Origin of the sequence: Chryseobacterium sp. 2VB (assembly GCF_005503635.1) — a bacterium.
Classification (GTDB): domain Bacteria; phylum Bacteroidota; class Bacteroidia; order Flavobacteriales; family Weeksellaceae; genus Chryseobacterium; species Chryseobacterium cupriresistens.
The window spans coordinates 70577-86240 of the sequence record NZ_SCNC01000012.1; the positions used below are offsets into that span (position 1 = coordinate 70577).

A 15664-nucleotide genomic window follows, 5' to 3' on the forward strand; every position below is an offset into this window, starting at 1 on the left:
TTCCGGGGATTTACTAATATTTAAAGGTTATCTTTATTTCTTGATAAATTTAGATTTGAACTGTTCAATTCCTTTATCATCAATGGTAATTATATAACCACCTTTCACTAAAGCTGAAACATTTACTTTTCCATTATTGATATTTCCTCTGTCTACTAATTGTCCGGCAGCACTATAAATTTTATAAGTTGCTTTATCCGAAACTTTAGTAATATTTAAAACATCAGTTGCAGGATTTGGATAAATCTGGATACCATTATTTTTAACATCGTTTTCAGAAGTAGAAAGGTTACCTGTGATCACTACATTATAGTCTTCAATTTCTCCATATTGGAAGTTAACATCACATACATATTCTGCAGGTAATGACAGACCAACGTTTCCATTTCCGGTTCCGGCACCTACATAGAATGCCACAACTCTCATTCTTAATGGCTGTCCTTCTACTGCATTACTTGGAATCGCAAAGTTTCCACTTACTACCGTTGATGGCTGTGTTAAAGTCACCGGATAATTCAATACTCTTTCCGAATCACTGAAAATACCATCCTTGTTAAAGTCAATAAATGCGGCTACAGCATCATAATCTGCAACATCAGGGTTGCCTACTTTAACAGATATAGGATACGTATTTCCTTTTGTTAAGTTAATCTGAAGAGCTGAATTCGTTGTATAGTTTGTATAAGTACTGCTTGCTGAAGTATTATTTATATTTGCTACAGTTACATTCGCAATATACTCATAGTTTGCATTTGTTGTAGAAGCTGTACAATAAGTAAGTGAAGGTGTACTAAAGTTCACAGATACAGAATATGTTCCTACTGTAGTTCCACAAACTAATGCTACCTGAACTTCATACGTAGTACCATCAATTAAACTGTTCAGGTTGATTGAAGGCACTGCTGTATCAGCTTCAGTCCAAACTGTTGTACCTACTTTTCTGTAACGTACTTTATAAGTTGCACCAGTATAAGACATCCAGGATACACTTCCTGAAGACACGGTGATATTGCTTACCACAACGTTAGTTGGCGCAGCACTGCTACAAGCAGATAGAGGTGCAATAGTGACAGGTCCTACTGCATAGAAAACATTTCCTATTGAAGAAACTCTTACTTTAATAGTCTGACCGTTCAATGAAGAAGGGAAAGTAAAGTTTTCAGTTCCGTCGTTAGGTGTTGAAGCAGATAATACAGTCCAGTTTGTACCGTTATCTGTAGTATAGTCAATTTTTACATTCGTAACATTATAAGGAGCTGCATTGGTATTGGCAACAATCCATTGAATTGGAGTTGGCGTATTTACATCAGCATATTGGTTAGCCAATCTGAAAGCACCATTATCACCTACAACAATAGTCTGAATTTTAAAAGCAGATTGCTGTTGGGCTACATTGGAATTATTATCTCTTACCGTTAATGCAAAATTTGTAGTTCTTGCCTTAGTAGATACGGCTTCCCATGTATTGTTCGCGTTATTTAAAACTCCGCTCATTACAGAAGTAAATTTCGGGAAGTATCTTGTCGGGCTCGCGTTTGGAGCAGCAGATCTGAATGATGCTCCTGATGTTGTATTTCCTAAGTTATACTTATCAATAGAAACTGAAGCATCATCTACCTCCTCCCAGGAATAAGTCATTGGATCATTTTCAGGATCTGTAGCAGAACCTGTTAAAGCAAAAGCAGTACCTTTAGGTATAGTATATGTTGGAAGATCAGCAATTACAGGTGGATTGTTGGTAATTGTAGTTTCTACATCACAAGTTTTTGCAATTAAATTAGCCTGTACCTGACCGATACTTGCTTTATGGAAATAAGGATCAGAGTTTTGCTGAACATCTGTATCAGGGCCGGTAATACCTGCATATCCCATGATGGTAGTTCCTGAACCTGGTTCCATATTGACTCCGCTTCCTTCAAGATTATGAGAGAAAGTATGGTTAGCTCCTAACTGGTGCCCCATTTCGTGTGCAACATAATCGATATCAAAGGCGTCACCAGACGGAATTCCATTCGCCGGAGAAGTAAATCCTGAACCTTTTCCTTTAGGAACTGCAGTTGTAGGATTGATACATACACACCCGATACATCCGGCGTTTCCTCCACCTCCTGATTTACCGAACAAGTGTCCGATATCATAGTTTTCGTTTCCAACATTGGCTGTCAAAGCTGCTTGCAGCTGTGTGTTCCAAGCCCCTTGTGAGCCCGTTGCAGCTGCAGCATATGGATCGGTTGCCGGATCAATATAAATTACATTTGGAAAATTCTGTAAATTCAAATGCAATGCAAAATCTTTCTCAAAAACTCCATTTACTCTGGTTAGCGTGTTATTGATGGCAACCAATGCAGGAGCTCTTTTCTCGGCATCTGTAGCAGTAGCAGGCACGTTTGCAAGTGTCATAAAGTATTGTGTATACTCACCTGTAACAGACATTGCCAGTCTCATTGTTCTGTATTTCTTATCAGAACTTTTGTTAAAAGTTGTTGGCTGATTAGTGAACGACTGTCCGTTTTTTAATAAAGCATCTATTTCCTTTTTAGCAGCAGGAGATTCTTCTGTAGAACACAGGAAACCGTTCTTATCCTTTTTTGTTTTAGGATGAACAGCATAAATCGTTTTGTCTGCTGATGCCGGATCGATAAATTCATATTTATCTCCATGGATAATCATTGACTGAAAATCATTAGGAGCGATACTGAATCTTAAATATTTGGTAGGGTCATCGACACTTGTTCCAACATAAGATCCCAATTCATACTTGTCTGCCAGTTCTTTTACAACTACCGGAAAACTGTATACATTAAACCTTTCAATCTTCCCGCTCATAGTAGGAAGAGAAATTACTACAGGAGTGGAATTGGCTCCCATTTCCTGTGCATTCTTCAGCTGAGATCTCAGTAAGTTCAGGTCCAGTTTATAGTACCCGTTACCTCTTACATTAGATTGATCTACTCTAAATCCTGTACTTCTTTTGTTGTCGTCTCCTTTTTTAAGAGAAGTAGGTGTCCATTGTCCGAACACTGTCCCTCCTATGCAAGTTAACATTAAAGCAGTAAATACTCTTTTCATAAATTAAAACACAATTATAATTTCCGCCAAATATAGCTATTTTATAAATCAAACAAATGAAATAACTTAATATTTTTTAATATTATACATCTAAAAAACATATTCATTAAAAAAAACACAAATCAAAAAATATGATTAATTTTATATTCTATATATTGTACAATTCAAGAATTATAATTTATAGAAATTATAAGTAACATTTATTAAAAAAAATACAAACTTTAGAACAATCTAAAGTTTGTATTTTATGTATTTTAAAACTTATGTATTACTATTTTTAGAACTTATAAGCAATATTCCATGCAAACCCCATATTAAACTTTGAGGAACTTCTTCCAAAACCGGGAACGATCATTGGAGAAATATCATCCTGTTTGGAAGTGTAAACCATATATCTTGGCTGAAGATTTACATCTATATAAAAATTGGAACTAAACAATTGCACTCTGCCCCCCAATGTACCTTCAAGCCAGAAAGAAGACTGAGAGGATGAAGGAAATGCTTCAGAGGAACTGCTTCCCCCAAATCCGCGAACGGGAATTGCCATATATTCCTGGTTATAGAATGATCCTGCTGCTTTTCCACCAGCATAAAATCCGTTGAATTCATTCTCTGCATCTTTTGCCAGCATATAGAAAGCCCCCAACTTAACGAAGGGACCGCTTGCTTTTGCATCATAACCATTCTTCTGATACACATTCTTTTCAAAACCTGCTTCCGCAATAGCATGCAGATTTCCTTTTATCTTTGACGAAATAAATCCCTGATACAGTTTTCTGTCTGAAAAGAATCCGGCTCCGGTGTTCAGAACATCAAGGCCAACCATAAAATTGGGTTCATATTTCTCATGAACTTTCTTTTCTGCTTCCTTTTTTTTCTCTTGTGCCCAGTTTATTATTCCCAATAAACTAAAAAGAAAGGTAAAGATTAGTCTTGTCTTCATTCTCTATTTGATTTTGCCCGGCTTCCAGTTTCAGAACAGGATTCGGAGTTACTAATTCTGAACTTAAATTCTCATAAGATTTTTTGATTCCGCATCCCGGAGATACATAGGTAGACTTTGTACTATAGCTGATTCTTACATGAGACTCCGGGCCTTTGAATCTGGTTTTGAAATAAACATCCGTATAGGGTGAGTTGTCTACACGTAAAGGAATTAACCTGGAATCAATGTTGGCAAGTTTTCCCAAATCCACCTTTCCTCCACCATAGTCTACTGATACATACAATGTATCTATGGTTGTATCCTTTCCTTCCGCCAATGTTCTGAAACCTACCTTCATTCTGGGAGTTCCTTCTCCGCTTTCACAGATATCATCATCTCCGCCACAGGAAAAAAGCATTCCTAAAAAGCAGATTGCTATGAGAAATTTAAAGTACTTCATATTAAGATTTGAAATTCAAATTTAAATAATTTATTTTTTAACAAGCAATGCAATGTTCTCAACATGGTGCGTTTGCGGGAACATATCTACCGGTAAGATCTTTACTAAAGTATAATGATCTTTCATCAGGGCAAGATCTCTCGCCTGTGTTGCTGAGTTACAACTTACATAAACTACTTTTTCAGGTGACAGTTTTAAAATCTGCTCTACAACCTTCTGGTGCATTCCATCTCTTGGAGGATCCGTGATTAACACATCTGCTTTAGGATGATTCGCCATAAATTCATCATTGAAAATATCTTTCATATCTCCACAATAGAACGTTGTATTTGTCAATCCGTTCAATGCGGCGTGTTCTATAGCTGCGTCTATGGCTTCCTGTACAGATTCTATTCCAATCACCTGTTTTGCATTTCTTGCTACATACTGGGCGATTGTTCCTGTTCCGGTATAAAGGTCATACACTACTTCATCTCCTTTAAGATCTGCAAACTCCAATGTTTTTCTGTATAGCTCCAGTGCCTGTTTGTAGTTGGTCTGAAAGAATGATTTCGGACCGATTTTAAACTGCAGTCCGTCCATTTCTTCCATAAGGTATCCTTCCCCGAAATATACATTGATATTTAAATCATAAATAGAGTCATTCTGCTTAGGATTAATAGCATATACCAATGTTTTAATCTGCGGGAATTTTTCTAATAAGAATTCAAAAAGTTTTTCTCTGTTTTCTTTTTCTTCTCTGTAAAGCTGGAAAAGAACCATCCATTCTCCTTTGGAGTTCTGTCTCATCATTAAGGTTCTTAAGAATCCTTCCTGATTTCTCACATCAAAAAAGTCAAGGCCAGTATTAACGCCATATTCTTTTACAGCCAGTCTAATGGCATTGGAAGGATCTTCCTGAAGGAAACACTCTTTCAAATCAAGAATCTTGCTCCACATTCCCGGAATATGAAAACCTAAGGCATCTTTGCTCCCGAAATTTTCTTCGGAGCTTATTTCATATTGAGTAAGCCATCTCGCATTAGAGAAGGAAAACTCCATTTTATTTCTATAAAAATATTGTTCTTCAGACCCTAGAATCGGAACCGTTTCAAAGTCATCAATTCCTCCGATCCTTTTGATATTATTATAGACTTCTTCCTGTTTAAAATCAAGCTGTTTTTCATAGCTCATATTCTGCCACTTGCATCCTCCGCAAGTACCAAAATGAATACATTTAGGCTCAACTCTGTAAGGTGATTTTTCAAGAACTTCAATTGCTTCGCCTTCATAGTATTTAGACTTTGCTTTTTTCACTCTCACATTCACAATATCACCTGGAATGGCGCCTGTTACCATTACCGTTTTACCTTCCTCTGTTTTTCCTATTGCCACGCCTTTTGCTCCGGCAGTCAACAATTTTATATTTTCAAGAGTCAGATCTCTTTTTTTCTTCCTACTCATTCTAAAATTTTCTATTTTCCTAATTGAAACTTTAACGTTCCGGTTTGCAAAAATACAATAAAAAAAACCTTATCCGAAGATAAGGTTTCTATACAGTGTTAAAGTTTATTATTTTGTTGGAGCCGGCTGTGGATTTGCTTGCTGTGGGGCTTGCTGCATTGCAGATGGATCAAGCTGCAGTTGTGGCTGCATTTGCGCATTCGGATCTACTTTCGGAGCAGAAAGACCTGTCAGTTTATCAAGAATTGTCACCAATTCCTGCTCACCAAGGTTGACGAAAGATCTGCTGGCAATTTTACCGTCTTTATCAATGATTACAAAGCAAGGTAATTTGAATCCGTATACCCCATATTTCTTAGCGATATCTGAGTTCAATCCTCCTTCTCCGTAAACATTTACTCCCTGAATTCCTTTTAATAAAGAATTACTTGTTTTAATGAACTGGTCTTTTGTATCATCAACGTTTACAAAGACAAAATTCATTTTAGACTTATAGAAGTTTACGACTTCTTTTAATACAGGTACTGTAGCTTCGCTAATGTAAGGGTTCCATGAAGCATAGAAGAACAGCATATAAGGTTTCCCTTTGTTTTCAGAAAGCTTGTAAGCTTTTCCGTCTTGTTTTGCTAAAGCGGCTTCGGGAGCTGCCTCTCCGATTTTAAGTCCTGTAATCGCTACCTGCATTTTTAAAAGGTCGCTTTTAATGGTAGCATCTTTAATATCTGAATCGATGATCTTCTTAATTTTGTCGATATTAGCAGCCGGAGTTGTTGGATGAATATCAGCCTGAGCCATTACAAATGCAAGAAGATAATCTTTTGTTGTTTGAGATAAATCTTTTTTAGTTTTTAAATATTGGGCAAACATCTCAGAAGTTGTAATACCTGTTTTTCCTTTGCTGTTTGCTTCAGCATATTTCTGGAAATCAGGAGTCATTTTTACCAAAAGATATTGTCTGTAAAGAGGAATGGTTTTCACCATTGCTTCTTTGTCTGTTTCTAACTGGGTTTCGTAATCTTTAAAAGCTTTAGAAGATTTGTAAGAAGGGTTTCCGGACATTGGGCCGTGAGACATTTCATAGTTGGCAAGCAAATTAAGAATGGTTACTTTCACATCATTTTTTTTCCACTCTAATAGTCCTTTGCTTGGATTATTTTTCTTAGCAAGGTCATCCACGTTTTTATTAATATCCGCTTCAATTTTATGCATTCCTTTCAAAAATGCAGCTTCATCTCCTGCCATCAAAGCGCCTAAGTTAACTTTATTACCATACTCAGCTAAAAATTTCTGAGAAGCTGTAAGGAAATCATTATTCTTTTTAGCATCTCCGGTAATCACATATTCATTTGGGAAGGTAGCTCCGTTTCCTGAGATATTCACTTTTTGTCCTCCTTCAAGATAGATCAGGCTTTGTCTGCCTGCGTAGTTGATTACGTACATCCCATCCTTGGGAGCATCAAAACTTCCTGAAAAGTTTCCGTCTTTATCGAGACCTATATTAATTAAAGGCAGGGTTCCTACTCCTGAAGCTTCTACAAATTCAATTCTTTCCAATGGTGAGCTTCCGGTAATTTTTCCTTTTACTTCTACTTTTTTTGAACAAGACATCACAAAGAATGTGATGATAAACAATAAAAGATATTTTTTCATTTCAATTTTTAATATTACACAAAAATACGCTTTTTAGGGCTTGCTAATTCACACTAATTATTTTTTTTAAAAATTTTATTATTACCGTTCAAAAGGGGTATTCCAATTATTGAATGACACCTTTTTGATGGTAAAAAGCATTTGAAAGCTTTTTCATTAAAACGATTCAACTACCTTTCAAATATATAGTTTATAAATAAAGAATGACGAAGATCCGGCCATAAGTTAACAAACTTTAACAGAGTCTTCTTTTTCATAAAAAAATCGCCTCCAAAAATGAAGGCGATTTTCTATGTATCAGAATCAATTCTATCCTTGATCTACAAGAGCAGCCATGTATTCTCTGTTCATTCTTGCAATGTTTTCAAGAGAAATACCTTTAGGGCATTCTACCTCACATGCTCCGGTATTTGAACAGTTTCCGAATCCTTCCTCATCCATAGCTTTCACCATGTTCAGAACTCTTCTCTTAGCCTCTACTCTACCTTGTGGAAGTAATGCATACTGAGAAACTTTTGCTCCAACGAATAACATTGCAGACCCGTTTTTACATGTCGCTACACAAGCACCACACCCGATACAAGCTGCTGCATCCATTGCTTTATCTGCATCTTCTTTAGGAACAGGAATAGCGTTAGCATCCAAAGTATTACCGGAAGTGTTCACAGAAATGAAACCTCCTGCTGCCATTACTCTGTCGAATGCGCTTCTGTCTACCATCAAGTCTTTGATAACAGGAAAAGCAGCACTTCTCCAAGGTTCAATAACGATAGTCTCTCCATCTTTGAACATTCTCATGTGAAGCTGACAAGTTGTGATACCTGTATCAGGTCCATGAGCTCTACCATTGATGTAAAGAGAACACATACCGCAGATTCCCTCACGACAGTCGTGGTCGAAAGCGATAGGTTCTTTTCCTTCGTTAATTAAATTTTCGTTCAGGATATCTAACATCTCTAAAAATGAAGAGTCTGTAGATACATCTGATATTTTATAGGTCTCAAACTGACCTTTAGTTTTACTATTTTTTTGTCTCCAAATTTTCAGCGTAAGATGTAAGCCTTTTTTTGCACTCATAATGTTATATTTATAGGTTGGAGATTATTTATAACTTCTAGTTTTAACCTCGATGTTCTCGTAGATCAGTTCTTCTTTATGCAACACTTCCGCGTTGATATCGTCTCCCTGATATTCCCAAGCTCCGACGTATTTGTAGTTTACGTCATCTCTTTCCGCTTCTCCATCCGGAGTTGAATGGTCTTCACGGAAATGTCCACCACAAGATTCGTTTCTGTGCAGTGCATCGATAGCCATTAATTGTCCAAGCTCAAGGAAGTCTGCTACTCTGAATGCTTTCTCAAGCTCAGTGTTCATTCCTTCTCCTTCTCCCGGAACTTTTACGTTTTTCCAGAAGTTGTTTCTTACTTCTTCAATTTCCTTAATCGCTTCTCTTAAACCTTCAGGAGTTCTTCCCATTCCTACTTTATTCCACATGATGTTTCCTAACTGCTTGTGGAAATAGTCTACAGAGTGAGTTCCTTTATTGTTTAAGAAGAAATTAATTTTCTCTTTAATTCCTTTTTCAGCCTCGTCAAATGGTGCTGAATTGGTAGGAATAGTTCCTGTTCTGATATCTGCAGAAAGGTAATCTGCAATCGTGTAAGGAAGTACAAAATATCCGTCAGCAAGCCCCTGCATCAATGCAGACGCACCTAATCTGTTTGCCCCGTGATCTGAGAAGTTAGCCTCACCGATTACGAAACATCCAGGGATCGTAGATTGAAGGTTATAATCAACCCATACACCACCCATTGTATAGTGAACAGCAGGATAGATCTTCATTGGAGTTTTGTAAGGATCATCAGCTGTAATTTTTTCGTACATTACGAATAAGTTACCATACTTCTCCTCAACCCACTTTTTACCAAGATCATAGATCTGCTGATCTGTAGGATTATGAATATGTTTTTCGATAGCGGCTTCTTTACCTTTTTTCATGATCTCTGTAGAGAAATCAAGGTAAACACCTTCTTTAGTATCATTATTTTCAATTCCGTATCCGGCATCACATCTTTCCTTAGCAGCTCTGGAAGCTACGTCTCTAGGTACAAGGTTACCGAATGCAGGATATCTTCTTTCCAGATAATAATCTCTATCTTCTTCTTTAATATTTTCAGGTCTTAATTTGCCTTCTCTGATCGCTACTGAATCTTCAATTTTCTTAGGAACCCAGATTCTTCCTGAGTTTCTTAATGATTCAGACATCAAAGTCAGTTTAGACTGCTGTGTTCCGTGAACTGGGATACAAGTAGGGTGAATCTGTACGTAGCATGGGTTTGCGAAGTAAGCTCCTTTCTTATGGATTTTCCACGCAGCTGAAACGTTAGATCCCATTGCGTTGGTAGAAAGGAAATATACGTTTCCGTATCCTCCTGAAGCAATTACCACTGCGTGAGCAGAGTGTCTTTCAATTTCTCCTGTTACAAGGTTTCTTGCAATAATTCCTCTTGCTTTTCCGTCAACAATAACAAGATCCAACATCTCATGACGGTTGTACATCTTGATTCTTCCTTTACCGATCTGACGGCTCATTGCAGAATAAGCACCTAATAATAACTGCTGTCCGGTTTGTCCTTTTGCGTAGAAAGTTCTTTTTACCTGAACCCCACCAAATGAACGGTTATCCAACTGGCCACCGTAATCTCTTCCGAAAGGAACCCCCTGGGAAACACACTGGTCAATAATATTTGCAGAAACTTCAGCTAATCTGTAAACGTTAGCTTCTCTTGCTCTATAGTCACCACCTTTGATGGTATCGTAGAATAATCTGTAAGTAGAGTCACCATCTCCCTGGTAATTCTTAGCTGCGTTGATCCCTCCCTGAGCTGCAATCGAGTGAGCTCTTCTTGGAGAATCCTGATAGCAGAATGCTTTTACGTTGTATCCTTGCTCAGCTAATGTAGCTGCAGCAGAACCTCCTGCCAAACCTGTACCTACAACAATAATATCAATTTTATCTCTGTTGTTTGGTGCAACAAGGTTCATATGGTCTTTATGATTTTTCCACTTGTCTTTAAGAGGACCCGCTGGAATTCTTGAATCTAATTTACTCATATTAGTATATTGATATTATTGAGTTATAAAATGGAAAACTGCTACGATGATGAATCCTGCAGGAATAAGAATTGAATACCATTTCCCGAAAGCTTTGATCACCGGCGTATATTTTGGATGTCTGGCACCGATAGACTGGAATGAAGACTGGAATCCGTGAGCTAAGTGTAACCCTAACAAAACAAAAGAGATTACATATAAAGCCACTCTCCAAAGATCAGCAAACTTTTCATGAAGCTCAGGCCAGAAACGTTCTGCATCAGGAGTCAATCCTTCTACATACTTGTAATTCATTTCGTGTAACCAGAAATCATATAAGTGAAGCGCCAAGAAAGCTAAAATAACAGCTCCTGAAATAATCATATTTCTGGACATCCATGAAGAATTCACTGATGCGTTGTTCGCTGCATACTTTACCGGACGCGCTTTATTATTCTTGATCTCAAGCACAAATCCCATTATAAAATGGAAAATTACTGCAAAACCAAGAATAGGCTGCATTAAGAACTGCACAAAAGGATTATAGCCCATAAAGTCGGATGCTGTATTGAATGCATCTTTGTTTAGAACTGATAACAAATTGGTTGTCAAATGCAGTATAAGAAAAATCAGCAAAAACAGAGCTGATAATGCCATAGCGTATTTTCTACCTATCGTAGAACTCGTTAAACCTGCCATATAAGTTTAAATTTGAATTTCCACAAAATTAAGAAAGTTTAACAATATCGAAAAGTGAGAAATCTCACAAATAGACAGTTTGTAATCTTTCTAAATAAGATTTTCATCCGTTATAAATACAGGAAAATGGCTAAATTCAGAACCGTTATTTCAGATCATAAGTCTTATCTCTGAAAACTACTTTTTGAATGGAGGGTGAGAAGGTTTTTATTTCAAAACGATCTACTCTTCTGGAAGCACAATATGGGTTGACTATATACTGTAAAATCTTCGTCTTATTTTTCATATCCGGAATCCAGAAACATACTCTGCTACCATTTTTTACTGAAAAAATCCAGCTTTTATTAAAACGATGAACCAATATCTCTTCTTTCTGATTTTCAAAAGCCGTGATTCCGCTTCTTATCATCAGAAAGAGTAAAACTGCCATCACCAAACTCATCCTATTTTTCACATTGAATTTCAGAATAGCCGGCCTTAACCAATATACAAACACAGATGCAGAAATCACTTCTATCCCACTCATTGGAATATTTTCAAAGAAAAGAAAATCAACCTCAGCAAACCAGTGGATCATCTTCAGCAGAACCTGAATAACTTCATCATACACTCTGTTTATAAGATCAAAATCAATTCCCAAAGAAATAAGACCGGTCATTACAAATGAAAAGACAATGATGATCTCAGAAAAAGGAACAATAACAACATTGGCAATAATTGATATAAATGAAAACTGATGAAAATAACAGAGCACCAGAGGAAGTGTTGCCAGCTGTGCTGATAGACAAATTGTAATGGTGTTATACAAAAGTTTTTCGATATCATTATTCTGTTTTGGAAAGCATTTCAGCAATGGCTGATTCAACCAGTAAATTCCCAAAACAGCCAGAAAGCTAAGCTGAAAACCCACATCAAAAAGCTGCTGGGTATCTCCAATCAGAATAAAAAAAGCAGATAAAGCAAGTGAATGAAGAAGATCCGGTTTCCGCTGGAGCAAAACGAAAATAAAATAAACACTCAACATGATACAGGACCGCAATACTGAATTACCCAATCCGATAAAAGCGGCAAACACCCAGATGAAAATCAAACTGAGAATAACCGCATATTTTCTGAGCTGTAAAACAGTAAAACGAATCAGAAAAAAATAGAATATCCCAAAAACAACCACAATATGAGTTCCGGAAATGGCCAGAAAATGAACCATTCCTGATCTATTGAAATCTCTGACGGTGCCAGCATCAATCTCTGTTCTATCGGCCAGAATAATAGCTTTTAGAAATTCTTTAGTTTTTTCTGAAATTGCTGTCTTATCTATTTTTCTAAGAACCTCAAACCTGTATTGTTTAAGCCGGTCTGCCCATGTTAAATCATTCCGTTCCGCAGAAACAATTCCTTCTGAAATATAAATCTGGTAATGAATATGCTTCCTTTTCAGGTATTGGGCATAATCGAACTGAAAATCATGTGTTGGCGCCTGAGGTTGCGTAATATAAGCCTCAGTTTTGTAGTAGTGAATAAAATCCAGTTCTTTCCTGTCTTTTGGAATATAAAAAATTGAATTGAAACAGGTTCCTTCTGCCTGTATTACGCCTTCATATTTTCTATACTTTTCAGAAGAATTTAATTTCTGAGAGATCTTAAATGTAACTGTTTCATGTTTCTTTATCAGAAGCTTATCGTCTGACAAAGAGGTATTATAAAAATGAAGAATAATGCCTCCTCCAAACAATAGGAGCATCAGTAAAACAGTTTTGGTTTTATGTAGAAAATAAGAATGAAAGCAGATTACAACAAGCAGAACCAAACAAGTTACAGCAACCCCATCAATAAAATATTCTGCCAATGCTATTTTATCCTGAAAAAGAATTCCAAGAATAAAACATACTGCCAGAATAAGAAGAGGCTGCTTGTTCAATTTCCATTAATTATCCTTTTAAAATAAGTGATTAAAGGAGAATTTATAAACTCTTAAAGAACTAAATAAGCGCTTTGTCTTCATCAAAAATGTCAACAGAACGCTTTATTTTTTGTTTTAAAAATTAAGTTTGAAAGTATATTATTTCTTTTTCAGAAATTTATCCGTCAAACGCTTCGTTTCTTTGATATAAAATAAAGGATCTTTACCGTAATCTTCATATTTGAAATCACCTGCTTTTTTAGGAACAGCAGGCTCTATTTGTGTTCCTTCATGCCATTCATTGAATGATGTAATTCCAATAAATTCCGGTTTTACCCTAATAGCTGCATCAAACAACTTCTCATAATATTTTCCGTTATCTCTGCTTTTGAAATTAGCTTCATTCCATGGGCGGATTCTTGTATCGGAATAACCAGGACCTACACACGGAATAAAAATCAGATGATGATCTTTAGCAAATTTGGCCATAAAATCCCAGTTGTCTGCTGTACTTCCATACACAAACCCTTCACTGGCAAAATAAGTGTAGAAACCGTCAAAACCAGATTTATTAAAGAATTTAGCATCATCTTTCTCCACCCAAAGCCCGATATAAAGTGCATCTAAATCTGTGTTTCTAACTGTTCCCTCGCCATTTTTGGATAATATTTTCATCCATTCTTCTTTGGGGATTTTATAACTGTCATAGACATAAAACAAAGGCTTCCCTTCTTTTTTATAGAAAGCATGATGATGAGAGTAGGTTTTTACCAGATAAGAAAGCTGTTCTTTTAATTCTGATGTATTTTTATAGAACGGCTCAATATGAAAGGCAATTTTTAAATCAAAGCGATCTGCAATATCCAGATATTTGATAAGACTTTTATCCGTGAACGAATCTTTTCCCAGCCAGCTTACCACCACCACTCCCACCCCGGAGTCTTTGATCATTTTCATGTGCTGCTCTATGATTTTTGTGTCATTCGAGCTATAATTTCCAAGCGCCGGGTAAAAATTAGCACCAATATCATCTCCTCCTGTGTGATGGCCCAGATTATTCCATTTCGGATTGCTCCAGTGAGGAAGGATCTCATGATTCCAGTGCTGATAACTTCCGTCCGTTGCAGGATTTCCGTACCAGCCGTAATAAAATATCTGGATTTTATCTCTTTTATCGTTCTGCTGGGCAAAACTGTTTGAGAAAAATAATGTAAACGTTAATAATAGGAGAAAACGGCTAAAATAATTCATAGTTACAATGTAGATTAAATTCTCAAAAGCATTTGATAAATACTATACTTTCAATATTACCTCAGCAGCATGCTCACTTGCGCCTTTTCCACCTAGCTTTTCTCTAAGAAGGTTATAGTCATTCAGAACCTGTTCTCTTTTCTCTCCAGCTATGATTTTATTCAGTTCTTCTACCAGATTTTTAGTATTCAGATCATTCTGAATCAATTCTTTTACGACTTCTCTGTCCATAATCAGATTAACCAGAGAAATATAATTGATATTTTTCACCAATCTTTTAGCAATGGCGTAAGAAATTTTACTTCCACGATAGCAAATCACTTCAGGGATATTCAGCAAAGCTGTTTCCAGCGTTGCAGTTCCGGAAGTCACAAGAGCTGCCTTTGAGCATCTTAGCAGATCATAAGTTTTATTGGAAACAAAATGAACATTATCATCTACATATTTCTGATAAAATTCTTTTGGTAAACTTGGCGCCCCGGCAATGACAAACTGGTAATTTTTAAAATGCGATCTTACGGAAAGCATGATTTCAAGCATTTTTTCCACCTCCTGTTCTCTGGAACCGGGCAGCAATGCTATGATTTCTTTTTCGTTCAATCCATGCTCTGACTTGAATTTTTCAATACTGATTTCCTGCAGATCCGAAATAGCATCCAGCAAAGGATGACCTACAAAATGAGAGTGAACGCCGTGTTTTCTGTAAAAATCTTCTTCAAAAGGAAGAATCACCATCATTTCATCCACATACTTTTTGATAATTTCTACGCGGCCTTCTTTCCACGCCCAAAGCTGCGGAGAAATATAATAAACAACTTTAATTCCCAACTCTTTGGCAAATCTTGCAATTCTCAGATTGAATCCCGGATAATCTACCAGAATCAGGACGTCAGGTCTGTTTTTCTGAATATCCTCTTTACAGAATTTGATATTATTCAGAATAGTACGGAGGTTCATCACCACTTCCAGAAATCCCATAAAAGCAAGGTCACGGTAATGTTTTACCAGAGTTCCTCCCTGAGCTTTCATAAGGTCGCCACCCCAAAATCTGAATTCCGCTTGGGGATCCTTGTGTTTTAAGGCTTTCATCAGGTTGCTTCCATGCAAATCACCGGAAGCTTCTCCTGCAATAATATAATATTTCATTTCTATAGTAAGGATAGAGAACAAATTA

Annotated in this window: 11 protein-coding genes; all 11 read right to left on the reverse strand. The window is 36.7% G+C overall.

Annotated features, from left to right (window positions below; all coding sequences use genetic code 11):
* Positions 1-33: 33 nt before the first annotated feature.
* The gene (locus FFS26_RS12935; RefSeq protein ID WP_137905198.1) at positions 34-3069 is read right to left on the reverse strand and encodes a reprolysin-like metallopeptidase; all 3036 of its coding nucleotides are present in this window, start codon (positions 3067-3069) and stop codon (positions 34-36) included.
* Positions 3070-3346: 277 nt separating this feature from the next.
* Positions 3347-4012, reverse strand: a complete 666-nt coding sequence (locus tag FFS26_RS12940; protein ID WP_110008258.1) for a DUF6048 family protein — start codon at positions 4010-4012, stop codon at positions 3347-3349.
* Positions 3978-4454 (reverse strand): hypothetical protein, encoded by a 477-nt coding sequence (locus FFS26_RS12945; protein WP_110008259.1) that lies wholly within the window; start codon positions 4452-4454, stop codon positions 3978-3980. The genes FFS26_RS12940 and FFS26_RS12945 overlap by 35 nt, the downstream gene beginning before the upstream one ends.
* 30 nt (positions 4455-4484) lie before the next feature.
* On the reverse strand, positions 4485-5897 hold the full coding sequence (rlmD, locus tag FFS26_RS12950; RefSeq protein ID WP_110008260.1) for a 23S rRNA (uracil(1939)-C(5))-methyltransferase RlmD: 1413 nt from the start codon (positions 5895-5897) through the stop codon (positions 4485-4487).
* Between the two features lie 108 nt (positions 5898-6005).
* The gene (locus tag FFS26_RS12955) at positions 6006-7547 is read right to left on the reverse strand and encodes a TlpA family protein disulfide reductase (RefSeq protein WP_110008261.1); all 1542 of its coding nucleotides are present in this window, start codon (positions 7545-7547) and stop codon (positions 6006-6008) included.
* 309 nt (positions 7548-7856) lie between these two features.
* A complete protein-coding gene (locus tag FFS26_RS12960; RefSeq protein ID WP_062675785.1) occupies positions 7857-8624 on the reverse strand; it encodes a succinate dehydrogenase/fumarate reductase iron-sulfur subunit in 768 nt (255 codons plus the stop codon).
* 24 nt (positions 8625-8648) lie between these two features.
* Positions 8649-10661 (reverse strand): fumarate reductase/succinate dehydrogenase flavoprotein subunit, encoded by a 2013-nt coding sequence (locus FFS26_RS12965; protein WP_110008262.1) that lies wholly within the window; start codon positions 10659-10661, stop codon positions 8649-8651.
* Between the two features lie 15 nt (positions 10662-10676).
* Entirely contained in the window at positions 10677-11339 is a 663-nt protein-coding gene (locus tag FFS26_RS12970) for a succinate dehydrogenase cytochrome b subunit (protein ID WP_110008263.1), read from the reverse strand.
* A 145-nt stretch (positions 11340-11484) separates the two neighbouring features.
* Entirely contained in the window at positions 11485-13257 is a 1773-nt protein-coding gene (locus tag FFS26_RS12975) for a ComEC/Rec2 family competence protein (protein WP_137905199.1), read from the reverse strand.
* Positions 13258-13398: 141 nt separating this feature from the next.
* Positions 13399-14490 (reverse strand): glycoside hydrolase family 99 protein, encoded by a 1092-nt coding sequence (locus tag FFS26_RS12980; RefSeq protein ID WP_110008265.1) that lies wholly within the window; start codon positions 14488-14490, stop codon positions 13399-13401.
* Between the two features lie 42 nt (positions 14491-14532).
* Positions 14533-15636 (reverse strand): lipid-A-disaccharide synthase, encoded by a 1104-nt coding sequence (lpxB, locus tag FFS26_RS12985; protein WP_137905200.1) that lies wholly within the window; start codon positions 15634-15636, stop codon positions 14533-14535.
* Between the last annotated feature and the right edge of the window lie 28 nt (positions 15637-15664).

What these genes read in the sequence shown, in the direction of transcription:
- FFS26_RS12935 (WP_137905198.1), bottom strand. Translation starts at nt 3,069, where the DNA reads ATGAAAAGAGTATTTACTGCTTTAATGTTAACTTGCATAGGAGGGACA.
- FFS26_RS12940 (WP_110008258.1), bottom strand. Translation starts at nt 4,012, where the DNA reads ATGAAGACAAGACTAATCTTTACCTTTCTTTTTAGTTTATTGGGAATA.
- FFS26_RS12945 (WP_110008259.1), bottom strand. Translation starts at nt 4,454, where the DNA reads ATGAAGTACTTTAAATTTCTCATAGCAATCTGCTTTTTAGGAATGCTT.
- rlmD (WP_110008260.1), bottom strand. Translation starts at nt 5,897, where the DNA reads ATGAGTAGGAAGAAAAAAAGAGATCTGACTCTTGAAAATATAAAATTG.
- FFS26_RS12955 (WP_110008261.1), bottom strand. Translation starts at nt 7,547, where the DNA reads ATGAAAAAATATCTTTTATTGTTTATCATCACATTCTTTGTGATGTCT.
- FFS26_RS12960 (WP_062675785.1), bottom strand. Translation starts at nt 8,624, where the DNA reads ATGAGTGCAAAAAAAGGCTTACATCTTACGCTGAAAATTTGGAGACAA.
- FFS26_RS12965 (WP_110008262.1), bottom strand. Translation starts at nt 10,661, where the DNA reads ATGAGTAAATTAGATTCAAGAATTCCAGCGGGTCCTCTTAAAGACAAG.
- FFS26_RS12970 (WP_110008263.1), bottom strand. Translation starts at nt 11,339, where the DNA reads ATGGCAGGTTTAACGAGTTCTACGATAGGTAGAAAATACGCTATGGCA.
- FFS26_RS12980 (WP_110008265.1), bottom strand. Translation starts at nt 14,490, where the DNA reads ATGAATTATTTTAGCCGTTTTCTCCTATTATTAACGTTTACATTATTT.
- lpxB (WP_137905200.1), bottom strand. Translation starts at nt 15,636, where the DNA reads ATGAAATATTATATTATTGCAGGAGAAGCTTCCGGTGATTTGCATGGA.